Genomic DNA, 25,615 nt, shown 5'->3' with positions numbered 1-25,615 from the left:
ATACATGGTGATTGCAGAAGAAGTTTTGGTATTGCAATTAAAGCAAGAAGGCACCCGCTCAAAGGCTTTTGAAATCTTGGTGAACACCTATAAAGAACAATTGTATTGGCACATTAGAAGGATTGTACTAGATCATGACCATACAGACGATGTGTTACAAAACACTTTCATTAAAATTTTTAGGAACATTGAGGGCTTTAAAGGTGAGAGCAAATTGTATACTTGGATGTATAGAATTGCCACTAATGAGGCCTTGCGATTTTTAAAGTTGGAAGCCCAGAAATTAAAAATTAGCAATGAGGAGTTAATGGATTACACCTTAGGGAATTTAAAGGCTGACGTGTATTTTGATGGCGACGAAATACAATTGAGATTGCAACAGGCAATTGCCAAACTTCCCGAAAAACAGAAGCTAGTATTCAATATGAAGTATTTCCAGGAACTTAAATACGAAGAAATTTCAGAGATATTGGAAACCTCCGTAGGTGGATTAAAGGCATCCTATCATTTGGCAACAAAGAAGATTGAGGCATATTTAATGGAGCATTAAACCTTCTGCCCAAAATAAGGTCTAAATAAAAGCATGAAACAAGTTAATGAACATAGTGGTTTTAACGTTCCCGAAGGCTATTTTGACACCCTCACCGATAGGGTATTCTCCAAAATGCAAATGGAGAAGGTAAATAGTACCGAAAACGAGGACTTTAAATTACCAGAAGGGTATTTTAATACGCTCACTGACAAAATCCTTCTTAAGATAGAAACAGAGAAGGAGGTTCCCGTTAGATCATTAAAAAGATGGTATTATGCAGCCGCCTCTATTGCAGCAATACTCCTTATAATGCTTAGTTTCCCATGGAATAAAACAGCCAACAATAATGAGAATATCTTGGCTATTACCGATATAGAAAACTACTTGGAATTAGATGGTTGGGGTGGTTCATCCTATGAGCTCACAGAAATGTTCCTAGACAACGATTTGGAGTTAAGTGCCCTACCGGATAACCAACTAGACCAGGAAAGTGTAATAGAATATTTAAGTGCCAACATAGTGGATTTGGAAGAATTAAATTGGAACAATGATGATTAAAAAAATACGCATAGTACTACCCGTTTTTTGGTTGATGACCCTTGTGGCTTCAAATGCCCAAGGAAAGCATGATTGGGATAAGATAAAATCCTATAAGATTGCTTTTATCACAGAGCGCCTAACCCTTAGCCCGAAGGAAGCACAAGACTTTTGGCCCCTCTATAACGAATATGAGGCCCAAAAAATTGAATTTCATAAAAAGGAGCATCAGGAAATTAAAGACAAAATAAAGAATTTGGATGCACTTTCTTCAAAGGAGGCAGATGCGCTCTTAAATCAGATGAAAAAATTAGAGGAAGAAAAACACCGTGCACACAAGGCGTATGTAGAGCGGGTCTCTAACACTATCTCTGCAAAAAAGACCATCATTCTTTTGCAGTCGGAAGAAGCCTTTAAACGACAGTTGATAAGGCAATATAGAAAGAAACGCGGGGAAGATTCGGGAGCAGATAACTAATCAGTCTCAACCCTCAGAAATCAAGAAGGATTTTTGTAAATAATTGCTATTTATGTTTTATCCATAAAACTTGCCCACTTACTTAAAGGTTAATTTAGCAATTCTATTTGCCCCAGCTGCATAGGCTACGGAATCATTTAAAAAACGTAGGGTATAAAATGACTCATCGGATAGCTGCTTCCAGTTTTCTCCACTATCATGGGAATAGGCAATCCCCTTAAATCCGATTGCCACTAATTCTTTTCCCTCAGAGTTGGGAATATATTGTACACAACTTCTATAATCCGGTAAGTTACCACTAGCAACCAAATTCCACGTTTTCCCCCCATCAAAAGTAACTGCCTTATTTTTTAGATTGCTCTCTGGATCCGTATAGTCCCCACCTATTATAAACCCTGTTTTTTCGTCATAAAAATCAACGGAAAAGATTCCTTGGGTTGATTTCTCACTAAGAATGGGAGTAGAAATAATTTCCCAAGACCTTCCTTTATCTCCTGAATAATAAATATTCCCAGTAGTTGTAGCAATCCAGGTTTTGTCTCCCATCACCTTTATGTTGGTATTACTAGCTGCAAAGGCTCCTTCACCTTCTTTGGCTTTTGGAAGAGACGAGCAGGCTAATTTTTTCCAGCTAATACCTCCGTCTCGCGTAATTATTATTGAAAGACAGCCCTCCATACTATCCCCAACTGCAATCCCCTCCCTATTATTCCAAAAAGTCATGGCATTGTAGAACACCTTATCGTCCTCCTCCTTATACACCAACTCCATAGAGCCCGTATCACCTGTTTTATATAACAGGGCCGGATTGCCAACAGAAAGCATAAAAAAGTCCGTAGCGGTATGTGCCACTGCTCTAAACTCTGGAGCAACGGAATCGTACATCTGGGTATTTACCCTTGCATGTTCACTTTCAAGGTCTAATAAACCAAAGGCACCTTTATTGGCAGCAAAGGCCAAGCTTTTACCATCCATCAATTCTATAGCTCTGATGCTTAATGAATCGGTTAAAACAGTTTTAATATCTACTGAAGTAAAAACCTTTGACTCTTCCTTTTGCGCACAGGAAACCATCAGCAATAGTAACAAAACAGGGATAAATCTGGTCATGCTCATAATTTTTAGTAAAAATAATAGGAATAGCTTCTAATACAATACCTTTGCAATCTTAATTTTTTATAAATGCGATTACACAGAAATCTAGTATTTGCAGTTGTTGATGCCCTTAATCTTATATTTAATGAGGGCGAATATGCAGATAAGGTAGTAGAAAAAGTACTAAAATACGATAAGCGCTGGGGCGCACGGGATAGAGGTTTTATAGCCGAAACCACCTATGATATGGTGCGTTGGAAAAGGCTTTATGCAGAAATTGCCGAGGTAAAGGCGCCATACAGTAGGCCCAACCTATTTAGAATGTTTGCTGTTTGGGCAGTTCTAAAAGGAATTCGACTTCCAGATTGGAAGCAAATAGAACCAACCCCTGAAAGAAGGATTAAAGGTAAGTTTGATGAACTTTCCAAAATCAGAAAATTTAGGGAATCCGTTCCAGACTGGATGGACGAGATGGCCGTTAAAGCCCTAGGAGAAGACCTGTGGACCAAGGAAATTGCAGCTCTAAATCAGCAAGCCGACGTTATCCTTCGCGTAAACACTTTAAAAACCGATAAGGAAACCCTAAAGAATTCACTTCGTGAAGCTGGGATAGAAACGGAAAGTTTACGAGGATACCCAGATGCCTTAAAACTGGTTGAGCGAAGCAATGTATTTATCACCGAACCCTTTAAAATGGGCTGGTTTGAAGTACAGGATGCATCGTCACAATTGGTAGCTCCGTTTTTGGATATACAACCCGGACAGCGAGTTGTGGATACTTGTGCTGGTGCAGGAGGCAAAACTCTCCACCTAGCTGCCTTAATGGAGAATAAGGGGCAATTGATTTCCTTGGACATCTATGGAAATAAGCTAAAAGAGCTTAAAAGAAGAGCCAAGAGAGCTGGGGCACACAATGTGGAAACCAGACTTATTGAAACCACCAAGGTAATTAAGAAGTTAACCAATACCGCAGATCGCGTACTTATAGACGCTCCTTGTACCGGACTTGGTGTGCTTAAGAGAAACCCAGATGCAAAATGGAAATTGCAACCAGAATTTCTTGAAAAAATTATGGGTACCCAGCAAGATATTCTACAAGATTACAGTCGCATCGTTAAACCTGGCGGTAAGCTAGTTTATGCCACCTGTTCTATCCTACCGCAGGAAAACATCCTGCAGGTAAAGAAATTCCTTGGGTCTGAGGCTGGAAAAGATTTTAGCCTAATTAAGGATACCAAAATCTATGCCTCCAAAACAGGCTACGACGGATTCTATATGGCGCAATTAGAGAAGAATCCCGCATAAGGATGCCACTAAAACAAACGATCCCCGATGCAAACATCGGGGATCGTTTGTTTATAAGGCTATGTAAAAACCTTCTCAGGTTATACACCTATTAAATTCCAACTCGTATAATAGCATTGGGCATTCTCACCCCAACCCCTGTTCTTATAGTAGTTCCTCTATAAGGCCTATGAGGGCGGTAGTGCGCATTATGGTAATAGTAGAAAGAAGCATGACTGTGGTAATGGCTACTGTGGTGACAGTGAGCGTTACAATGCTGCCTGTGCTCCGCATAAGCGTCTCTTTTACCTTTTAGATAAGCTTTATAGGCTTTTCTGTTGCGCTTCTTAAGTTTCCGCTCATATGCCTTCTGCTCTTCCCAAAACTCCTCTTCCTCTGCTTCAGCCAATTGTAGGGATTGTTCATACTCTGCATCTTCCATACCACGCTGCTCATAGTAAGATGGGCTATCTTTTTCATCCGTATCTTTTTCTTGGGCAAAAGCACCAACTGTTATGAATAACAGACTCAACAATGATAAAAAATTAATTCTCTTCATAATTGTAATTATTATTTTTCGAACCTTCCCGTTCGAAGCGTTGATTTGTATATGAAACAACTAAAAGAGAAAAAACCCTACCTACTTCCTCAACAAACTATGTACTTTAAAAATAATCTCCCCCAGCTTTTAGGGTTAACCCATCTTTATGCATTATGATATCAGCTAGTGCATTGGTTTTTATCAACTCGTACTTAAAGTAAAACTTCATAGCGTGAATTTTACTTTGATAGAATGGGGTAGAATAGGTTTTGTCCTTAGCTCGCAGGTCGGATTCGGCTTTTAACGCGATATCTAGCCATACCCAACCAAGCACTAAATTCCCCATAAATTCCATAAACACCGTGGCATCCGCTAGAAAACGTTCATAATCTCCTTGTTTGGCAATAGGCATTAAATAGGCGGTTACCTCTTGTATCAACTTAATTTTATCACCTAATATTTTAGCATAGGGAATTAACGAATCCATGGCAATTGCCTCGGTAATGGTAGTATGTATTTCATTTAGCAAAAACTCCAAAGCTTTCCCATTATCCATAAGTACCTTGCGCCCCAAGAGGTCCTGAGACTGTATTCCCGTTGTTCCCTCGTAAATACTATAAATCCGAATATCCCTGTAATATTGTTGCAGTATATAATCTGAGCAGAAACCATAGCCCCCCAGCACCTGAAGTCCGTTACTTACTGCCCTTGCTCCTGCCTCGGAGGGATATGTTTTTACAATGGGCGTTATAATTTCCAAAAGGTATTCGTACTTCTTTTTAGTCTCAGAATCTTTTTTGGCAAGCGCTAGATCGTGATACTTTGCGGCCAACAATATGAGACCTAAGGAACCTTCGGCAATTGTCTTTTGCAGTAACAACATGCGCCTTACATCTGGGTGTTCTATTATTAAACACGGTTTCTCCATAGGGTCTTTTTTGCCAGAACTACGGAGTTTTCTGCCTTGTGTACGTTCTCTTGCGTAGGCGAGTGAGGCCTGGTAAGCCGCCATCGCTATTGCTCCAGCTCCCCTACCTACCCCAATCCGAGCGTCGTTCATCATTTGGAACATATATTTTAATCCCTGGTGTGCTTCTCCTACCAACCATCCCCTACAGTTATTATGGTCCCCAAACCCCAAATGCGTGGTAGCAAAACCACGTTGCCCCATTTTCTCAAAATCGGCCAAAGTGCTTACATCGTTTTTTACAAGCTCGCCGCCCTCTAGCCGTAATTTTGGCACTACAAATAAAGAAATTCCCTTGGTACCTGCGGGTGCTCCTTCTATACGGGCCAATACCAGGTGAACAATATTTTCCACATAGGGGTAATCGCCCCCGGAAATAAATATTTTTTGCCCCTTTATCAGATGATACCCCTTCTGCTGGGGTATGGCCTTGGTAGTAATATCCGACAAGGAGCTGCCAGCATCGGGTTCTGTGAGGCACATAGTACCTCCCCACTCGCCCGACAGCATTTTTGAGATATAGGTTTCCTTTAGATCGCTATTACCAAAATGGGTGATTAGCTCCGCAGCTCCCAAGGTTAAGGTGAGGTGTCCGGGGAGGTGATTATTAGCCGCATCCATCACGTACATAGCTGCTGTATGTACTATAAATGGTAGCTGCAATCCGCCTATCTCATAATCGAAAGGACCACAGATTAAACCCATTTCTCCCCCCTTCTTCATTATCACCCCCACCTGCTTATGCACCATCACTTCCCCCTCCCTAAACTCGGCAGGAAATTGGTCCATCTCTCTAAAAAACGGAAACAGTTCACGATCGGAAAATTCCTTTACCGCATCCAAAAACAACTCCATGGATTCCATATTGTGATCCTGATACCGCTCCAATTGTAACAAGGAGGGAAGTCCGTGTACCTTGTCCAATAAATATTTTAGGGTCAGAAAATCGATGTATTGCGCTGCCATAGTATAGATTGGTTTGGTTAATATCCTTACTAAGATAAAATATAATCGATCCAAATCTGATCCCTTCTCCTATCATTCCCTTGCAAGCATAAAAATCTAAGGTACTATATCAATTAAGTCCGCTATCTTTGGGGATTAAAACTCACTATTCAGGATTGAAGAACGAAAATAAAGCCATAAAGACCATTTATTTTAGTATTGCCGGGAGTTTATTATTGGCAATTATAAAGGCCTTGGCAGGCTTTTTTGGAAACTCTTATGCGTTAATAGCGGATGCTATAGAGTCTACCACCGATATATTCTCTTCCCTCTTGGTGCTTTTTGGCTTAAAGTATGCCAAAAGACCAGCAGACGAAAACCACCCTTATGGCCATGGTAAAATAGAACCCCTTATTACCTTTATGGTAGTTGGTTTTTTACTATTATCAGCAGGTTTAATCGCCTACACCAGTATACAGAATATACAAACCCCTCACTTACCCCCTAAGCCGTGGACCTTGGCAGTCCTAGCGGGTATCATTGTATGGAAGGAAGTATCCTTTAGACTTGTGCTCAAAAAAAGTATTGCTACCAACAGCTCCTCCCTAAAAGCGGATGCTTGGCACCATAGAAGTGATGCCATCACCTCGGTAATGGCGTTTATAGGTATCTCCATTGCCCTCTTATTAGGGGATGGCTTTGAAACTGCCGATGATTGGGCAGCCTTATTTGCGGCCGGCTTCATTATTTACAATAGCTATTTGATATTCCGTCCTGCATTAGGTGAGGTGATGGACGAACATAGGTACGACGACCTGATTGAGGAGATAAGAGTAGTTTCGGCAGGTGTAAAAGGGGTTCTGGGAACCGAAAAATGCTTTGTAAGAAAGACAGGCACTAGATACCATGTAGATCTTCATGCCTTGGTTGATGGGAAAATAAGCGTAACGGAAGGTCACGCTATATCCCACCTACTAAAAGACACCCTGATGAGTAAAATACCGAATCTAGATAACGTATTAATCCATATTGAACCTAAATAATACCTAAAGTTGCCTCCCTTTTGATTGTATACTGAAAGGTTCTTCCTGAGTCCTAAATCCTAGGCATCCCTCCAAAATGAGGAAACCAATAAATTGTAGAAACTGAGAGAAGAATTCCAAGCCGATTTGGTATAAAGAACGTCATCAAAATCCCCCTTTTCACCCCACTTTTCCATTTATTACCAACTACCCTAAAAAACTGTTGATCAATCCCCTTAAAAATTACAGTTTAAAACCGTAAATTTGTGCCTTTCTTAATCATACAATTTATAAACTAGATGATTCATTTCTTCGGAGACCTCGACACCAAAGTATTTGCGGTACAAACCAAGCAAGATCTGTTACAGGAAGATATTTTAAAACTTAGCTGGTTGTTTGGTAATCAGCCCAAAATAATAGCGGCGTCCTTAGACGCCTTTTTTGTTGGTCCTAGGGCAGCCATGATTACTCCATGGAGTACCAATGCCACGGAAATCACCCAAAACATGGGGATATCCGGGATAATAAGAATTGAGGAGTTTGTAGCTTCTACCAAGGAGTTTAAAGACTACGACCCCATGCTGTCTCAAAAATACAGTTCCTTAGATCAGGATATTTTTAAGGTAGACGTTCAGCCTGCCCCTATCTTGGAGATAGAGGACATTGCTGCCTACAATGAGCAGGAAGGCTTGGCCTTAAACGAGGAGGAAGTGGAATACCTAGAGCAAATGTCTCAGAAGATTGGACGTAAACTAACCGATTCCGAAGTTTTTGGATTTAGTCAGGTTAACTCCGAACACTGTAGACATAAGATATTTAACGGCACCTTTATTATAGATGGGGAAGAAAAGCCGTCCTCCCTATTCCAGCTAATTAAAAAGACCTCCAAGGAGAATCCCGGGGATATAGTATCGGCCTATAAAGATAATGTGGCCTTTATTAAAGGGCCTAAAGCGGTACAATTTGCCCCGAAATCTGCAGACAAGCCCGACTTCTATGAAGAAAGCGAATTCGATTCTGTGATTTCGCTAAAAGCGGAAACCCATAACTTCCCTACAACGGTAGAACCCTTTAACGGGGCAGCTACTGGTGCAGGGGGTGAAATACGCGACCGTCTTGCTGGTGGTAAAGGATCACTTCCCTTGGCAGGTACGGCAGTGTACATGACCGCTTACTCCAGGTTGGAAGAAAACAGACCTTGGGAGAAGGCTATGGAAGAAAGGGAGTGGTTATACCAAACCCCTATGGACATCCTGATAAAAGCCTCTAACGGAGCTTCAGATTTCGGAAATAAATTTGGTCAGCCTTTAATTGCCGGTTCGGTACTCACATTTGAACATGAAGAGGACGCTCGTAAATTAGGTTTCGACAAAGTAATAATGCAGGCTGGTGGAATAGGATATGGAAAAGCAGAGCAAGCGTTGAAGGACGAACCAAAATCTGGGGATAAGATAGTTATCCTTGGTGGTGACAACTACCGAATTGGGATGGGTGGTGCTGCAGTTTCCAGTGCCAATACCGGAGAATTTGGTTCAACGATTGAACTAAACGCCATTCAGCGTTCTAACCCTGAAATGCAAAAAAGGGCCGCCAATGCTATTAGGGGTATGGTAGAGGCAAAAAACAACCCTATTGTTTCAATTCACGATCACGGTGCTGGAGGGCATTTAAACTGTCTTTCCGAATTAGTGGAAGACACAGGCGGACAGATAGATTTGGATAAACTCCCTGTGGGAGATCCTACCTTATCGGCTAAGGAAACCATTGGGAACGAATCCCAAGAGAGAATGGGATTGGTAATCGGGAAGCAAGACATAGACATGCTGCAACGTATTGCAGATAGGGAAAGATCCCCCATGTATAAAGTAGGAGAGGTCACTGGCGATAAACGTTTTACCTTCGAATCTAGCACTACAGGTGAAAAACCAATGGACTTGGACCTTTCCGACATGTTTGGAAGCTCTCCAAAGACCATTATGACAGATACTACCATTAATAGGGAGTACGCTGCTCCTTCTTATTCTTTGGAGCATTTCCACGAGTACTTGGAGAACGTACTTCAGTTAGAAGCAGTTGCCTCCAAGGATTGGCTTACCAACAAGGTAGACCGTTGTGTGGGAGGAAGAGTTGCCAAGCAACAATGTGTAGGACCTCTTCAACTACCCTTGAACAATTGCGGTGTAATGGCCTTAGATTTTAAAGGAAAGGAAGGAATTGCAACCTCTATTGGGCACTCCCCCATTTCCGGATTAATAGACCCTACCGCTGGAAGCAAAAACAGTATAGCAGAAGCCTTAACCAATATTGTTTGGGCGCCGTTAAAAGACGGACTCTCTTCTGTTTCATTATCCGCAAACTGGATGTGGCCGTGTAACAATGAAGGGGAAGATGCCAGATTGTATGAAGCGGTATCTGCGGTTTCCGATTTTTCTATCGCATTGGGCATTAATGTACCTACCGGGAAAGATTCGCTTTCTATGAAACAGCGTTATAAGAACGATGAGGTAATTGCACCCGGAACAGTAATCATCTCCGCTGCTGCCAACTGTAACGATATTAATAAGGTAGTGGAGCCCGTTTTACAAAAAAATGGAGGAGATATTTATTATATCAACTTATCGGAAGATAGTCACAAATTAGGCGGATCTTCTTTTGCTCAAGTTTTCAATACTATTGGCAACGAAGCACCTTCCGTACTGAACGCCCAGAACTTTAAAAACACCTTTAACACTATACAAACCTTAATTGGGGATGGGAAAATCCTTGCTGGGCATGACGTGGCCTCAGGCGGTTTAATTACTACGCTCTTAGAACTCTGTTTTGCAGATCAACAACTAGGTGCTAATTTAGATTTAAGCCCTATCTCGGAAGCCGATACCATTAAGGTGTTATTTGCCGAAAATTCAGGAATCGTTTTCCAGGCAAAGGACGCCTCCGTAGAAGCGGTACTTAAGGAAGCCGGAATCACCTTTTATAATATTGGTTCTGTTACCGAAGAAGCCACGCTAACCATTAAGAATAATGAGGTGGAATTAGGGCTGAATATCGAATCATTAAGGGATACTTGGTTTAAAACCTCCTACTTGTTAGATCAACGACAAACAGCCAATAATTTGGCGAAAGATCGTTATGACAACTATAAGAAGCAGCCTTTAAAATATAGCTTCCCATCTCATTTTGATGGAAAAGCACCACAAATACCTGCCGCTGGAAATAGACCGAAAGCAGCAATTTTGAGGGAAAAAGGAAGTAATTCTGAACGAGAAATGGCCAACGCTATGTATTTGGCCGGATTTGATGTTAAGGACGTTCATATGACCGACTTAATATCAGGTAGAGAAACCTTGGAGGATATTCAATTTATTGGCGCTGTAGGCGGATTCTCTAACTCCGATGTATTGGGAAGTGCCAAAGGTTGGGCTGGAGCGTTTAAGTACAACGAAAAAGCCAACAAAGCATTGAAGGCATTCTTTGATAGACCAGACACCTTATCTGTTGGGATCTGTAATGGCTGTCAATTATTCATGGAATTGGAGTTGATCAACCCAGATCATGAAACCCATGGTAAAATGACCTATAACGATTCCAAAAAGCACGAGAGCGGATTTAGTTCCGTGACCATCCAGAAAAATAACTCTGTGATGCTTTCTACCTTAGAAGGTGCCAAACTAGGAGTTTGGATATCTCATGGGGAAGGGAAATTTAGCCTACCCCTATCGCAGGAAAACTATCAGATTGTAGCCCAATACGGCTATGAAGGATATCCGGCAAATCCCAATGGCAGTGATTACAATACTGCCATGATGTGTGATAAGACTGGGAGACATTTAGTTACCATGCCCCATATAGAACGGTCTATATTCCAATGGAACTGGCCTTACTACCCCAAGGATAGAAAAGATGAAGTTTCTCCTTGGTTAGAAGCATTTGTAAACGCTAGAAAATGGTTGGAGAAGAACGCTAAGTAATTCTCATTTATCAATTTTAATACAAATTACCCCGTTGGACATTTCCTTCGGGGTAATTTATTTTTAGAGCCTAGTTGATGTTGTTCAGTAAACTTAGTTTTACCGAATATTTACCATATTTCTTAAATAGTTTATGACCGAAAAATCATTACTTTTAAAAGTTCCTGATTTTTCATTTCTAGGTTTTATGAACGTTGATTGATCATATATACGCCTAGTTCTTAATTATCCATATTTCAGGAATTTGAATTCTAAACAGCTTATAAATTGAAGAAAACCACCAACTATAAAGCCATAAATAGAGCCTCTTGGAATAGCCGGGTAGAAACACATTTAAGTTCGGCATTCTATGACCTTAATGGTTTTCTAAATGGAAAATCGTCCTTAAAATCAATAGAACTAGACTTGTTGGGCAATGTGAAGGGTAAAAGTATACTTCATTTGCAGTGTCACTTTGGTCAAGATACCATCTCTCTTAGCCGTTTAGGAGCACATGCTACAGGTATAGATCTGTCTGACAAAGCAATTGAGGCTGCCAAGAAAATTGCCGCTGATACAAACTCCAAAACAACTTTTATTTGTTGCGATATATATGATTTACCAAAACATTTAAAAAAACGATTTGATATTGTTTTTACAAGCTATGGAACCATTGGATGGTTACCCGATTTAAGTCAATGGTCGGAAATTATTTCTCGATTTCTAAAACCGGGTGGAAAGTTTGTATTCGTAGAATTTCATCCTGTAGTATGGATGTTTGATGACAATTTTGAAAAAATTGGCTATAATTACTTCAACTCAGGAGCAATTGTAGAAACAGAACAAGGAACTTATGCCGATAAAAATGCAGGAATTGAACAGGAGTATGTAATGTGGAACCACAGCTTAAGCGAAGTGATCCATAACCTACTTATGGCGGGACTAGAAATTAAAGCATTTGAGGAATTTGATTACTCACCTTATAATTGTTTCAATCATACCGTTGAAATAGCACCTGGGAAATTCAGAATAAAACACCTGGAAAATAAGATTCCAATGGTCTATTCCTTAGTCGCAACTAAAAAAAATACTTCCTCAGAATAATAAAAGGTTAGTCGCACATAGTTTTCCCTCTAATACATTAATGCCCTTTTTTTTACTACCTGTTACTGATATCCCATAAAACGCTTGGTTTTAAATATCTTTGGGGCGTATAATCCATCAAATCATATTCAAAAAGACTCTATGGGAATTTATGACTTATTGATCAAATCCACGGAAATAAAGCTTTCCTTGGATGATATCCATTTTAGCCAAGAGAACAAGAAAAGTTTAAATCAGTTATTAAACGAGTTTAAGCATTTTGAAGCTTTAAAGGAGTACGATTTGCCCATCGATAATTAGATATTATTGCACGGCCATACAGGATGCGGAAAAACGGCCACCGCAAAGGCAATAGCCAAGCGATTAAATAAGGATATCATTATCCTTAATTTAGGGGGAATAGTATCTTCCCGCTTAGGAGAAACAGCTAAGAATGTTACCAATATTTTCCAACGGGCCCGAAGGGAAAAAGCAGTACTTTTTATAGATGAATTCGATTTTTTGGGAAAACTAAGAGACTATGATGAAAAGGATTCTGGAGAAATGAAGCGCTTGGTAAATACGGTTATTCAGTTAATCGATTATCTTTCCAATGACACCCTACTTATAGCAGCAACCAACCATTTGGAGGTAATAGATAAGGCCATCTTACGGCGATTTCAATTAAGGCTAAAGTTTACCCTTCCCTCCAAAAGCGAGCTAGATAGTTATTACGACGAATTGCTAATCAACTATCCAACAGCATTCCGAAAAATTACAAGGAAATATGACATTTCCTATGCCGAAGCACAGGACATTATCCATAGGGAAGTGAAAAAACTAATTATAGAAAGGGAAGAAAGCAAAGAGCAAAAATAAGGTTCTTAGTTTTTTTGCAAACATTACCCCTTTATCTATAAAAATAAAAAAACCCGCAGTCCTCTTTTCCAGATTCAATGGGCTTTTTTGGTATCAACTTAATGTTCTTGCCTCCCAATCCTATAGTTCAGTTTGGTTGGCTTATATCCTATTCTTATTTTGAATAGCTTGTATAGATCGCCTTCTCCAGGGCCTCCCAATGTTCGGCAGTCATACGTTCTGGAGTAAATAGGCAAATCCCTGTAGCTCCATTTTCCATAGACGCTCTTATGGCAGTGCCTATCTCGGAAGGTAGTAATCCGTGATTTTCAGGATCATTTTCCTCTGTTTTAGTTTCTGGAGTAGGACATATAAACAATCCGCTATAAATAGGTTTTTGATTGTTTACAGCAGCCACTTCCTCTTTGGTAACCTCCCCTACCCATTCTGGACCTTTTAGGTAAAAGTCGTTATAGTTCATAGGATATACAGCGTCCAAATTCCATTTATCCCATTCTTGTCTAACCAGCTTTTTGGAAATACTGGGACCTGGAAAAACAGCAGCATTTAATTTTTTCCCTTTTCCATGAACTACTTCGGCGATATTGTTTACCACATTGGTAATCAAATTATACCTAAACTGCTTCCATTCGGCAACTTGGGAAGGATCTTCCACCTCCTTAATATCTATTCTGGATTCTTCTTTAAAATCTGCAACACAGTCGTCACAATAGCAATAATCAGCCACGGGATACTCTTCATTCATCACCAAGCCGTACTTGTCCCAAAGCCCTTCGGCAAGAATAACATCAGGAAAGCGGATATAATCTAAATGAATTCCGTCTACTTCCGCTACATCCGCAATACTCCCATATAATTCGGCCAAAAATTGATGCGTTCCCTCCTTATTAGGGCAGAGAAATTTATAATAGGGAACATAAGCAGGTTTCTCAAAGGCAGATTCACCATTCCTATTGATTGCATATAGTTCCGGGGCTAGTTTTGGGTTTTCACCCTGTACCATAGTGGGCACCCAGGTATGGAATTCCAATCCGGCTTCCTTTACCAATTTCCCCACCCTTTTGTAGGTTTCTGGATCTTGCCCCCCATTGTACATTAATCCGTCAATTCCCTTTTGCTTATAATCCTTAAAGGTATTCAGCAACTCCTGATCGGTGGCCTCACCAGGCCCTCCAGTCCATGCATAGACCGGAATTTTTGATTTCTCCGCGCAAGAATACAGCGTAAAAACTACCATCAAGGCGGCAAATAATTTTTTCATATACGTAATTTAAAGGTTAAAATATGTCATTTAAGTATGCGTTTTCAAAATAATCAAAAATCCCACTATAATGAAAGTGGAATCCGCTATATTTTATAGGTCCTCTAAATAAAATCCATTAATTTTTCATTCGTTTATAATAGGCCCTTGTTACCTTAATTACTCTTTATAATTACCAATCTATAGATGTGGGCGTGTACTCCTAAAGATTTATCATACATAATTGTAATTTAGGGAATAATGTACTTCATAACTTGTTTAAGGTAACCCCATATAATTAGTCAAAGAAACCCATTGCCATGCCAAAAATCACCCATTATTAAGGTAAGCATAACCATTTTTATCGATTCAGATATTGGTTGGTTTGATAATAATAATGTAAATTCAGCAGTTATAAATAACCATTTTTACGAATGTGATTTTATTATATGGGTCCATTCCCTTAATTTGCCAAACCATTAGTTTATAAAATATGCAAGAAATTACCCGTCTTTTTGATTTCCCCTATTATCAATTGGAGAAATATAACCTAAAAAAATCTTTAGTAACCAAATACCAGGGAACATGGATTGCCACTTCTTCCCAAGAGTATGTGGACAAGGCAAATCAAATGAGTAGAGCTTTGCTCCGATTGGGAATTAAAGCAAATGATAAGATTGCCTTGATATCCATGAACAACAGAACGGAATGGAATATCATGGATATCGCTATTCTGCAATTGGGCGCACAAACTGTCCCAATCTACCCTACCGTTTCCGAAAACGATTATGAATATGTTCTTAATCATTCCGAGGCCAGCCACTGCTTTGTTTCTTGTAAGGAGGTATACGATAAGTTGGCATCTGTTAGAGGTAATACGCCCCATTTAAAAGAGGTGTATTCCTTTGATAAATTGGATGAATGTAAAAACTGGGACGAACTTTTAACATTGGGGGAAGATACTTCCAATCAGCCAGCGGTAGAGGAACATAAAAACTCGGTACAGCCACATGATCTGGCAACCTTAATTTACACCTCAGGAACCACAGGAAAGCCTAAAGGTGTGATGCTAACCCATGATAATGTGGTAAGTAATGCGATAGAAAGCTCCAAAAGATTTCCCATTACCCCTGGAAATACAACGGGACTTAGTTTTTTACCCCTATGCCATATCTATGAGCGCATGGTAATCTATCTCTACCAATATATGGGAGTCTCCATTCATTACGCAGAGTCCATGGATAAAATTGCCGATAATATCAAGGAAGTGGCTCCACATGTTATGACTGCTGTTCCTAGGGTTTTGGAAAAGGTATACAACTCTATCATTGCCAAAGGAACCGCATTAACCGGGATTAAAAAAATGCTGTTTTTCTGGGCCGTCGATGTCGGATTAAAATATAAACCATACGGACAAAACGGATGGTGGTACGAGTGGCAATTAAAGCTGGCGAGAAAATTGATTTTTAGCAAGTGGAAAGAAGGCCTTGGAGGCAACCTAATGCTGGTAGCTTCCGGAAGTGCAGCCTTACAACCCCGCTTGGCGAGAATATTCAATGCAGCCGAGATGGGAGTCATGGAAGGGTATGGACTTACAGAGACCTCCCCGGTGATTGCCGTTAACGATATGCGCAACGGCGGATTTAAAATAGGCACCGTTGGTAAATTATTGGATCGCACTGAGGTTAAAATAGCCGAAGATGGGGAAATTTGTGTAAAAGGTCCGCAAGTAATGCTAGGCTATTATAAGGATAAGGAGAAAACCGATCAGGTGTTAGAAAACGGGTACTTCCATACTGGAGATATTGGCGAAATAGATTCTGAAGGATTTTTAAAGATCACAGACCGAAAGAAAGAGATGTTTAAAACCTCTGGTGGAAAATATGTAGCCCCTCAAATATTGGAAAACCGCTTTAAACAATCCCGATTTATAGAACAGATCATGGTAGTGGGAGAAGGCGAGAAAATGCCCGCCGCCCTAATTCAACCCGACTTCGCATTTGTTAGGGATTGGGCCAAAATTCATCAAATTGAATTAGGTGACAATGAAGACTTGGTAACCAATGAAAAAGTTTTGGCACGCTACCAAGAGGAAATAGACCTGGCCAATGAAAAATTCGCTAAATGGGAAAAAGTGAAGCAGTTTAGATTAACTCCCGATGTATGGAGTATAGAAGAAGGCCACCTTACCCCTACCCTAAAATTGAAAAGAAAAATAATCAAGGAAAAATACAAGGTTCTTTACAACGATATCTACGGACATTAAAAGAATTCCTACTATCCAGTAATACTCAGCTCCTTATATCTATAAGGAGCTTTTTTATGCCTTTATTTTTTTACAACATTTATTATGCATGCATAATAAATTTTCCTATATTTGGGACACTGGCAAAAAATAAATGAAAGATATAACAATAGATTATGCGTTACGGGCCACTTGGCAAGCAGTAACTAAAATGTATAATGAAGAGGCTAAAAAGTTTGAAAGCACCATGGCCGTGGGTTTTACCTTATTGAGTATAGATCCTAAAACAGGAACTCCTTCCACCGCCTTAGGGCCAAAAATGGGTATGGAAGCCACCAGTTTGTCCAGAATTCTAAAAAGTATGGAGCAAAAGGGATTGATTGTACGTAAACCTAATCCCAATGATGGCAGAGGGGTACTGATTCACCTAACAGATTTTGGAAGGGAAAAAAGGGACGATTCCAAAGCTGTGGTACTCCGGTTTAATGAAACGGTACGCTCCCATGTTTCCGAAGAAAAGCTAGATGCCTTTTTTGAGGTTACCGAGCTGATTAACCGTTTAGTCTCCGAAAAGAAAATTTATCCTAAAAAGACCATAACTAATTAATATTAAAATTGATGAAAAGACATATTAAAAAGGTAGCAGTAATTGGCTCCGGTATTATGGGAAGTGGAATTGCATGCCATTTTGCCAATATAGGTGTAGAAGTATTGCTATTGGATATTGTTCCTAGGGAACTCAATGAGAAAGAGAAAGCTAGCGGACTCACCTTAGAGGATAAGGTAGTTCGCAATAGATTGGTGAACAATTCCCTGAAAACTGCACTTAGTTCCAAGCCCTCCCCTATTTACCATCAAAAATTTGCCCAGCGTATCGTTACAGGAAACCTAGAAGATGATATTGCTAAAGTGGGTAATGTTGATTGGATTATTGAGGTGGTGGTAGAACGATTGGATATTAAGAAAAAAGTGTTCGAGAATCTGGAAAAACACAGGAAACCAGGAACCTTAATTACCAGTAATACCTCTGGTATTCCCATAAAATTTATGAGTGAGGGAAGAAGTGAGGATTTCCAAAAACACTTCTGTGGAACCCACTTTTTTAATCCAGCCAGATACTTAAAATTGTTCGAAATTATCCCAGGACCCAAAACCTCTCCGGAAGTCTTGGAGTTTTTAAATGGGTATGGGGAACGGTTTTTAGGAAAGACTTCTGTTATAGCTAAGGACACCCCCGCCTTTATTGGTAACCGGATCGGCATCTTTGGCATCCAAAGCCTATTCCATATGGTAAAGGAAATGGATCTTACCGTAGAAGAGGTAGATAAATTAACAGGCCCTGTAATAGGTAGACCTAAGTCTGCCACCTTCCGTACGGTAGATGTTGTAGGCTTGGATACCTTGGTACACGTAGCCAATGGTATCCATGAGAATTGCCCTAAGGATGAACGGCACCAGCTGTTTCAGCTTCCCGACTTCATCAATACTATGATGGAGAACAACTGGTTGGGTAGTAAAACAGGGCAAGGATTCTACAAGAAAATAAAAAATGAGGACGGTTCTAGTGAAATAAAGACCTTAGACCTCAATACCATGGAATACAGGTCCAAGAAAAGGGCCAATTTTGCTACTTTAGAACTTACCAAGACCATAGACAAGGTAGTAGACCGCTATAAAGTATTGGTAGGTGGAAAAGATAAGGCCGGGGAATTTTATAGAAAAAGTTTCGCTGCTCTTTTCGCCTATGTTTCCAATAGGATTCCTGAAATAGCCGATGACCTTTATAAAATAGATGATGCCATGAAGGCCGGATTTGGCTGGGAGCATGGGCCGTTTCAAATCTGGGATGCCATTGGGGTCCAAGAAGGCTTGGAAATGATTAAAAGCGAAGGATTATCTGCAGCCCCATGGGTTACAGATATGATGGAGTCCAATTCTAAATCGTTTTATACAGTGAAGGAGGGCGCTACCTATTATTATAACATCCAATCTAAAAAATCGGAAAAGGTACCTGGTCAAGATGCCTTTATTATCCTAGACAACATTCGCAAGTCTAACCAAGTTTTCAAAAACAGCGGAGTAGTTGTGGAAGATCTAGGGGATGGAATCTTAAATGTAGAGTTCCAATCCAAAATGAACACCATTGGCGGCGATGTATTGGCCGGATTAAATAAAGCCATTGACATAGCAGAAAAAGATTTCCAAGGTTTGGTGGTGGGGAACCAAGCCCCTAATTTTTCGGTTGGTGCCAATATCGGAATGATTTTTATGATGGCTGTAGAACAGGAGTATGACGAGCTGAATATGGCCATTAAAATGTTCCAGGACACCATGATGCGGATGCGATACTCTGCTATTCCTACGGTATCTGCTCCTCATGGAATGACCTTGGGAGGAGGTTGTGAGCTCACCTTACATGCAGACAAGGTAGTAGCCGCCGCAGAGACCTATATAGGACTAGTAGAATTTGGCGTAGGAGTTATCCCAGGTGGTGGTGGATCCAAGGAGTTTGCCCTCCGTGCCCAAGACACTTTTAAAAAGAACGATGTGGAACTCAACGTGCTACAAGAATATTTCCTAACCATTGGTATGGCTAAAGTTTCCACTTCTGCCTACGAAGCCTACGATCTTGGAATTTTACAGCATGGCAAGGATATCGTAGTGGTTAATAAAGACCGACAAATAGCTACTGCCAAGGCTCATGCCCAGCTAATGGCAGAGGCCGGATACACTCAACCCATTAAGCGAAAGGATATAAAAGTACTGGGAAAGCAAGCACTTGGAATGTTCTTGGTGGGAACCGATGCCATGGAAGATAGCAATTATATTAGTGAACACGATAAGAAAATAGCCGATAAGCTAGCCTATGTTATGGCAGGTGGAGATCTTTCCGAACCTACCTTGGTATCAGAACAGTATTTATTGGATCTGGAAAGGGAGGCCTTTCTTTCCCTATGTACGGAACGAAAAACCTTGGAAAGAATTCAGCATATGCTAAAGACTGGGAAGCCCTTGAGAAATTAAACTTTTTAGTAGTGAGTAGTTAGTATTGAGTAGTTAGATTGTAATGCATAAAGTTGAGAGTTTAAAAATATGGCGAAAGTCTATGGATTTATCTAAATCCATCTATCAACTTGTTTCAGAGTTACCCTCCGATGAAAAATATGGGCTTAATTCTCAAATAAAACGGAGTTTTATCTCAATTCCTTCAAATATAGCAGAGGGTGCGGGAAGAAATTCTAATAAAGAGTTTAAACATTTTTTGGCAATTGCAAATGGACCGACCTATGAATTGCAAACCCAATTAATACTCCTAGGAGAGCTAAATTTAGTGACAAAAGAAAAAGTGCAACCAATTATTGATAAATGTATCGAAATTCAAAAAACACTATAAATCATAATATCTCAATACTAACTTCTCAATACTCAATACTAACTACTTTGTACTAAGTACTTAATACTTATTAAATGAAAACAGCATATATAGTAAAAGCATATAGAACAGCGGTAGGAAAGGCACCAAGAGGGGTCTTCCGTTTTAAACGAACCGATGAATTGGCAGCGGAAACCATCGAATATATGATGAAAGAACTGCCACAATTGGACAAAAAACGAATTGATGACGTAATTGTAGGGAACGCCATGCCAGAAGGCTCTCAGGGTCTAAATATGGCCCGACTCATATCTTTGATGGGGTTAGACATCGTAGATGTTCCCGGGGTGACCGTCAATCGTTTTTGTGCCTCTGGGATTGAAACCATTGGAGTAGCCACCGCCAAGATTCAGGCCGGGATGGCCGATTGTATCATTGCAGGAGGTGCCGAAAGCATGAGTGCGGTCCCTATGACGGGCTACAAAACGGAGCTGAACTACGACTTGGCAAAATCTGGTCACGAAGATTACTACTGGGGAATGGGGAATACGGCCGAAGCCGTTGCCAAGCAGTTTAAGGTATCTAGGGAGGATCAGGACGAGTTTGCCTACCAATCTCATATGAAAGCCCTAAGGGCACAGGCAGAAGATCGCTTCCAGAGTCAGATTGTACCCATAGATGTAGAGCAGGTGTACGTAGACGAGAATGGAAAGAAAGCCACTAAAAACTACACGGTTACCAAAGATGAAGGTCCGCGTAAAGGAACCAATTTGGAGGCCTTAGCAAAGCTCCGCCCAGTATTTGCCGCCGGAGGAAGCGTTACCGCCGGGAACTCTTCCCAAATGAGTGATGGAGCAGCCTTTGTAATGGTAATGAGTGAGGAGATGGTAAAGGAATTAAACTTAGAGCCGATTGCCAGATTGGTAAATTATGCGGCCGCAGGGGTAGAACCGCGGATTATGGGCATTGGTCCGGTAAAAGCAATTCCAAAAACATTAAAACAAGCGGGATTAAAGCAAGACGATGTATCTCTAATTGAACTCAACGAGGCTTTTGCCTCCCAATCTATCGCCGTAATAAGGGAATTAGACCTTAATCCAGACATCGTGAATGTAAACGGTGGCGCCATCGCCCTTGGTCACCCCCTAGGTTGTACTGGAGCAAAGCTATCCGTACAATTGTTCGATGAAATGAGAAAGCGGGATATGAAAGGTAAATATGGTATGGTAACCATGTGTGTGGGAACCGGACAAGGAGCAGCTGGTATTTTTGAGTTCCTTAATTAGAAAGGTTTTCTAAATAATAGTAATATCAACAAACAATAATTAATGTTAAACTATAAAAACCCCAGAACACCTGTGATTTAAAAGGCAGGTAGGGAAAAATGGCCTATGGAAACTACAAATAAAGAAATCTTACGGGGAGGTCAGTTCCTTGTAAAAGAAACTAAATGTGAAGATGTTTTTACCTTGGAGGATCTCTCCGAGGAGCAAAAGATGATGCGGGAGAGCACAAAGGAATTTGTGGATAGGGAACTTTGGGCTCATTGGGAGCGTTTTGAAAAAAGGGATTACGCCTATACGGAAGAAGTAATGCGCAAGGCAGGGGAACTTGGACTCTTAAGTGTGGCTGTACCAGAAGCCTATGGTGGCATGGGCATGGGTTTTGTATCCACCATGTTGGTGTGCGATTATATTTCTGGAGCAACTGGATCTTTTAGCACCGCATTTGGCGCCCATACGGGGATAGGAACCATGCCAATTACCCTATATGGTACCGAGGAACAAAAACAAAAATACGTTCCCAAATTGGCTTCCGGGGAATGGTTTGGCGCTTACTGCCTTACGGAACCAGGTGCTGGCTCCGATGCCAATTCCGGAAAAACAAAAGCTGTGCTTACGGACGATGGGAAACACTACCTTATCTCCGGACAAAAAATGTGGATTTCCAATGCGGGATTCTGTAATTTATTCATTGTTTTTGCGCGAATTGAGGACGATAAGAATATTACCGGCTTTATAGTAGAAAACGACCCCAGAAATGGCATTAGCATGGGTGAGGAAGAAAAGAAATTAGGAATCCACTCCTCCTCTACCCGACAGGTATTTTTTAACGAAACCAAGGTTCCGGTAGAAAATATGTTATCGGAGCGCGGCAATGGCTTTAAGATAGCTATGAACGCTTTAAATATTGGAAGAATTAAATTGGCAGCGGCCTGTTTGGAAGCACAAAGACGTGTAATTGGTGAGGCTACGAAATATGCCAACGAAAGAATTCAGTTTAAAACTCCCATCGTAAATTTTGGTGCCATAAAAGCAAAACTCGCCGATATGGCCACCAATTGCTACGCAGATGAAGCTGCTAGCTATAGGGCTGCTAAGAATATTGAAGATAGGATAGCTATGCGCCTGGCAGCTGGAAACACACACCAAGAAGCAGAATTAAAGGGCGTGGAAGAATATGCTATTGAATGTTCTATCCTAAAAGTAGCGGTTTCAGAAGACGTACAAAACACCACGGACGAAGGGATCCAGATTTTTGGGGGAATGGGCTTTTCTGCCGATACACCTATGGAATCTGCCTGGAGGGATGCCCGTATTGCTAGGATATACGAGGGCACCAATGAAATAAATAGAATGTTGGTGGTAGGAATGCTGGTTAAAAAAGCCATGAAAGGCCATGTAGACTTATTGGGGCCAGCAACCCAGGTAGGCGAAGAACTTATGGGAATCCCATCTTTTGAGGCTCCCGATTTTTCGGAATTGTTTGCCGAGGAAAAGGACTTGGTGGCGCGACTCAAAAAGGTGTTTTTAATGGTTGCAGGAAGTGCTGTTCAAAAATACGGTCCAGATTTGGAAAACCATCAGCAATTAATGTTATCGGCTGCAGATATCCTAATCGAAATCTATATGGCAGAATCTACCATCTTGAGAACGGAGAAAAATGCGAAACGTTTTGGGGAAGAGGCGCAGGCCACTCAAATTGCCATGTCTAGATTGTATTTGTACAATGCGGTAGATACTATTATTAGAAAAGGTAAAGAGGCAATTGTTTCATTTGCCGAAGGCGATGAACAACGCATGATGCTTATGGGACTCAGACGATTTACCAAGTATACCAATCAGCCCAATGTAGTTGCCCTACGAAACCAAATTGCCGAAAGGGTAGCCGCGGATAATGGTTATAAATTCGACTAATTAACATTTAACAAAATGTAAAAAGCCGCTCCTTTCTGGAGCGGCTTTATTATTTATATATAGCGCTGAGTAAAAGTTAACTATGAGCGCCTACCTAATTAACAGCTTCAAGAACTTGCGCCTTTAAAAAGTGAAACTTATCTGCATATTCCAACATCTGAGATTCAAAGTTATCGGGCTGTGTTACCTTAACATCGGTAATTTCGCCAGCATCATCTACCTCCGCTACCAACACTGGATTTACAAATCCACTATAAGGAGCAGATGAAAATTGTGAATTCCTTTCCAACACTTCTGCATGGATCGCTTGGTCTACTTTTACCCCGTATCCTTCTACCAAATCTTGGGCAGCTTTAAAATCGCCTTCAGATTTCATTCGTTGCGTTTCCTGCAATAACTGACCAAACAATTCCCTTAATTTCTGATAGTCGTTAATATTGAAATAGGTCTTCCCATCTCTAGTAATCTTTTCAATTACATTATCGGCTTTTCCTTTCTCGTAAGCCCAAGCAGAAACCCACTGCCGGTTCACCATATGATCCTCCTCTATGTCGTCCCCAAGATTAATTCTGATCAACTGAGTCATTAAGCCATTTCGGATATAACCGTCATAGGCTGCTTTCCCCACTTTCTCCCAATCGTCTACCAAACCAAGCTCCTGCAATTTAGGATCCATCAAATAGTAGAGTCCAATTAGGTCTGCTCTCCCCTCTTCAATGGTAGAAGCGTAATTTTTAAGGGTCTCTTTTGGCTGACCAATTCCCGGATTAATCTGTCCCGATGCATGACCTATAACCTCGTGTAGTGCTGTATGCAGCTTATCTGCTATTTCCCCGTATTGTTTTTCCAAAGCCACTTCCTCCTCGTCATTGGCAAATTCTTTTAACCTGCCAGTACCACCAGCATGGTTATAGGCATTAATGATATTGCCTAAGGAAACCGATTTACTGCCGTGTTGCTGCCTAATCCAGTTGTTGTTGGGAAGGTTTACCCCTATTGGTGTACTAGGGGATGCATCCCCTGCTTCGCCAGCAACATTTACAGTTTTATAGGAAACACCTACTACTTCCTTCTTTTTATGCTCTTGCAACAAGGGGGCATTATCCTCAAACCACTGCGCATTTTCGGATAAAACAGACATTTGTCTAGACATTTCAAAGTCTTTGATCTGCACAATGGACTCATAGGAACCTTTATATCCTTTTGGATCGTTATACACCTCTATAAAACCATTAATCCAATCTATATTTCCAGAGGTGGTAGTAGCCCACTCTATACAGTACTGATCCCAGGTGTCCAAACTTCCGGTTTTATAATACTCAATGAGAAGTCCCAGGGTCTTTGCCTGCTTTTCGTTCTCTGCTACTTCCTGGGCTTTTTCTAACCATTTAATAATTTCGTCGATCGCCTCTCCATAGAGTCCGCCAGACTTCCAGACCTTTTCAACCAATTGTCCGTTTTCCTTAACTAATTTAGAATTCAATCCAGTCTCTACTGGTTGGCCCTTTGGTCCTTTATAGGCTTTTTTATAAAAGGCTTCTACCTCCGCATCGGTGATAGACGGATCGTAAAAATTAACCGCTGAGGAAGCAACTATATCCACTCCTTTCTTCTTGTTCACCTTTTTGTTATCCTTATCATTGAAAATTACGTCAAAGGCTTCCCCTTGCAGCTCTGTATCGGTTTCTGCCAGAAGGAATTTTAAATACTCAGAAGAGAATTCGGGTTTAATCTTATCGTTGGAATAGTGATGATGTATTCCGTTAGAAAACCACAATCGCTTAAGATAAACCTCAAAAGCCATCCAATCTGCCGTGTTTTTATCCCCTGTATAGTTGGTGTAAATAGATTCCAAGGCATTTCTGATGGCAAGATTATGTCGGTAATTCTGATCCCATATGATATCCCTACCCGATAATCCGGCCTGCGTAAGGTAATAGACCAATTTTTTTTCCTTAAGGCTTAATTCATCAAAACCAGGAATCCGGTACCTTAATATTTTTATGTCGGCAAACTGATCCACCGAATAATCAAATCCCTGTTCTGTTTCCAAAACGGGTTTTTCTACCTCTTTTTTCTCCTTGCAAGAGACTAATGCACCTAGCAATAAGGCGCTAACTGCCATTAATTTAATATTCATAACACCGATATTTATTTTGGTTATATTGGTGTAAAATTAACGATTCAGCATTTAAGGATAGGTGTTGCCCCCAATTTATTTAAGGTGATTTTCGGTGAAATGTAACCAAA

The 25,615-nt window shown here is 40.6% G+C and carries 20 protein-coding genes; 15 read left to right on the top strand and 5 right to left on the bottom strand.

Annotated elements, in window-relative coordinates:
- Nucleotides 1–7: 7 nt before the first annotated feature.
- The 3 genes from F1E73_RS08790 to F1E73_RS08780 are packed head-to-tail and all read left to right on the top strand — an operon-like array spanning nt 8 to nt 1,547.
- Complete coding sequence (locus tag F1E73_RS08790; protein ID WP_150451707.1) at nt 8–550, top strand: RNA polymerase sigma factor; 543 nt, start codon at nt 8–10, stop codon at nt 548–550.
- 33 nt (nt 551–583) lie between these two features.
- Complete coding sequence (locus tag F1E73_RS08785; protein ID WP_086478339.1) at nt 584–1,090, top strand: hypothetical protein; 507 nt, start codon at nt 584–586, stop codon at nt 1,088–1,090.
- On the top strand, nt 1,080–1,547 hold the full coding sequence (locus F1E73_RS08780) for a hypothetical protein (RefSeq protein ID WP_140157775.1): 468 nt from the start codon (nt 1,080–1,082) through the stop codon (nt 1,545–1,547). The genes F1E73_RS08785 and F1E73_RS08780 overlap by 11 nt, the downstream gene beginning before the upstream one ends.
- Before the next feature lie 78 nt (nt 1,548–1,625).
- Here F1E73_RS08780 and F1E73_RS08775 read toward each other — a convergent pair whose 3' ends face one another.
- Nucleotides 1,626–2,657 (bottom strand): WD40/YVTN/BNR-like repeat-containing protein, encoded by a 1,032-nt coding sequence (locus tag F1E73_RS08775; protein WP_150451698.1) that lies wholly within the window; start codon nt 2,655–2,657, stop codon nt 1,626–1,628.
- A gap of 72 nt (nt 2,658–2,729) precedes the next feature.
- Between F1E73_RS08775 and F1E73_RS08770 the strand changes: the two genes are divergently transcribed.
- Entirely contained in the window at nt 2,730–3,947 is a 1,218-nt protein-coding gene (locus tag F1E73_RS08770; RefSeq protein ID WP_150451697.1) for an RsmB/NOP family class I SAM-dependent RNA methyltransferase, read from the top strand.
- A 91-nt stretch (nt 3,948–4,038) separates the two neighbouring features.
- Here the strand turns inward: F1E73_RS08770 and F1E73_RS08765 are convergent, their stop codons facing one another.
- Together F1E73_RS08765 and F1E73_RS08760 are read right to left on the bottom strand one after the other, a co-directional pair.
- Nucleotides 4,039–4,485 carry a hypothetical protein gene (locus tag F1E73_RS08765; RefSeq protein ID WP_086478343.1) on the bottom strand — a complete coding sequence of 149 codons (447 nt, stop codon included), beginning with the start codon at nt 4,483–4,485 and terminating at the stop codon, nt 4,039–4,041.
- Nucleotides 4,486–4,591: 106 nt separating this feature from the next.
- Nucleotides 4,592–6,400 (bottom strand): acyl-CoA dehydrogenase, encoded by a 1,809-nt coding sequence (locus F1E73_RS08760; protein ID WP_150451696.1) that lies wholly within the window; start codon nt 6,398–6,400, stop codon nt 4,592–4,594.
- 155 nt (nt 6,401–6,555) lie between these two features.
- Between F1E73_RS08760 and F1E73_RS08755 the strand changes: the two genes are divergently transcribed.
- From F1E73_RS08755 to F1E73_RS08740, 5 genes are all read left to right on the top strand, one after another.
- Nucleotides 6,556–7,422 (top strand): cation diffusion facilitator family transporter, encoded by an 867-nt coding sequence (locus tag F1E73_RS08755; RefSeq protein WP_150451695.1) that lies wholly within the window; start codon nt 6,556–6,558, stop codon nt 7,420–7,422.
- Nucleotides 7,423–7,700: 278 nt separating this feature from the next.
- On the top strand, nt 7,701–11,369 hold the full coding sequence (gene purL, locus F1E73_RS08750; RefSeq protein WP_086478345.1) for a phosphoribosylformylglycinamidine synthase: 3,669 nt from the start codon (nt 7,701–7,703) through the stop codon (nt 11,367–11,369).
- Between the two features lie 267 nt (nt 11,370–11,636).
- Entirely contained in the window at nt 11,637–12,452 is an 816-nt protein-coding gene (locus F1E73_RS08745) for a class I SAM-dependent methyltransferase (protein ID WP_150451694.1), read from the top strand.
- A gap of 141 nt (nt 12,453–12,593) precedes the next feature.
- Nucleotides 12,594–12,752 carry a hypothetical protein gene (locus F1E73_RS18055; protein WP_317132953.1) on the top strand — a complete coding sequence of 53 codons (159 nt, stop codon included), beginning with the start codon at nt 12,594–12,596 and terminating at the stop codon, nt 12,750–12,752.
- A gap of 6 nt (nt 12,753–12,758) precedes the next feature.
- A complete protein-coding gene (locus F1E73_RS08740) occupies nt 12,759–13,310 on the top strand; it encodes an AAA family ATPase (RefSeq protein ID WP_317132952.1) in 552 nt (183 codons plus the stop codon).
- 154 nt (nt 13,311–13,464) lie between these two features.
- Here the strand turns inward: F1E73_RS08740 and F1E73_RS08735 are convergent, their stop codons facing one another.
- On the bottom strand, nt 13,465–14,571 hold the full coding sequence (locus F1E73_RS08735) for a glycoside hydrolase family 10 protein (RefSeq protein WP_086478347.1): 1,107 nt from the start codon (nt 14,569–14,571) through the stop codon (nt 13,465–13,467).
- A gap of 472 nt (nt 14,572–15,043) precedes the next feature.
- Here F1E73_RS08735 and F1E73_RS08730 point away from each other — a divergent pair, with 472 nt between their 5' ends.
- The 6 genes from F1E73_RS08730 to F1E73_RS08705 all read left to right on the top strand — a co-directional run bounded on the left by F1E73_RS08730 (nt 15,044) and on the right by F1E73_RS08705 (nt 23,365).
- The gene (locus F1E73_RS08730) at nt 15,044–16,816 is read left to right on the top strand and encodes an AMP-dependent synthetase/ligase (RefSeq protein ID WP_150451693.1); all 1,773 of its coding nucleotides are present in this window, start codon (nt 15,044–15,046) and stop codon (nt 16,814–16,816) included.
- A 133-nt stretch (nt 16,817–16,949) separates the two neighbouring features.
- Nucleotides 16,950–17,402: a MarR family winged helix-turn-helix transcriptional regulator gene (locus F1E73_RS08725; RefSeq protein WP_086478349.1), complete on the top strand. Its 453-nt coding sequence runs from the start codon at nt 16,950–16,952 to the stop codon at nt 17,400–17,402.
- Nucleotides 17,403–17,413: 11 nt separating this feature from the next.
- On the top strand, nt 17,414–19,819 hold the full coding sequence (locus F1E73_RS08720; protein ID WP_086478350.1) for a 3-hydroxyacyl-CoA dehydrogenase/enoyl-CoA hydratase family protein: 2,406 nt from the start codon (nt 17,414–17,416) through the stop codon (nt 19,817–19,819).
- Between the two features lie 43 nt (nt 19,820–19,862).
- Nucleotides 19,863–20,189, top strand: a complete 327-nt coding sequence (locus F1E73_RS08715) for a four helix bundle protein (RefSeq protein WP_086478351.1) — start codon at nt 19,863–19,865, stop codon at nt 20,187–20,189.
- A 74-nt stretch (nt 20,190–20,263) separates the two neighbouring features.
- Complete coding sequence (locus F1E73_RS08710; RefSeq protein ID WP_150451692.1) at nt 20,264–21,454, top strand: acetyl-CoA C-acyltransferase; 1,191 nt, start codon at nt 20,264–20,266, stop codon at nt 21,452–21,454.
- A gap of 105 nt (nt 21,455–21,559) precedes the next feature.
- Entirely contained in the window at nt 21,560–23,365 is a 1,806-nt protein-coding gene (locus F1E73_RS08705; RefSeq protein ID WP_086478353.1) for an acyl-CoA dehydrogenase family protein, read from the top strand.
- Between the two features lie 94 nt (nt 23,366–23,459).
- On the opposite strand, the gene F1E73_RS08700 is transcribed toward F1E73_RS08705, so the two are convergent.
- Entirely contained in the window at nt 23,460–25,505 is a 2,046-nt protein-coding gene (locus F1E73_RS08700) for a dipeptidyl-peptidase 3 family protein (RefSeq protein WP_150451691.1), read from the bottom strand.
- Nucleotides 25,506–25,615: the final 110 nt, after the last annotated feature.

It is taken from the genome of Arenibacter lacus, assembly GCF_008711145.1.
In the GTDB taxonomy this organism is placed as follows: Bacteria; Bacteroidota; Bacteroidia; order Flavobacteriales; family Flavobacteriaceae; genus Arenibacter; species Arenibacter amylolyticus.
The sequence above is the reverse complement of the archived record's forward strand: the minus strand, read 5'-3'. Positions and strand labels throughout refer to the sequence as shown.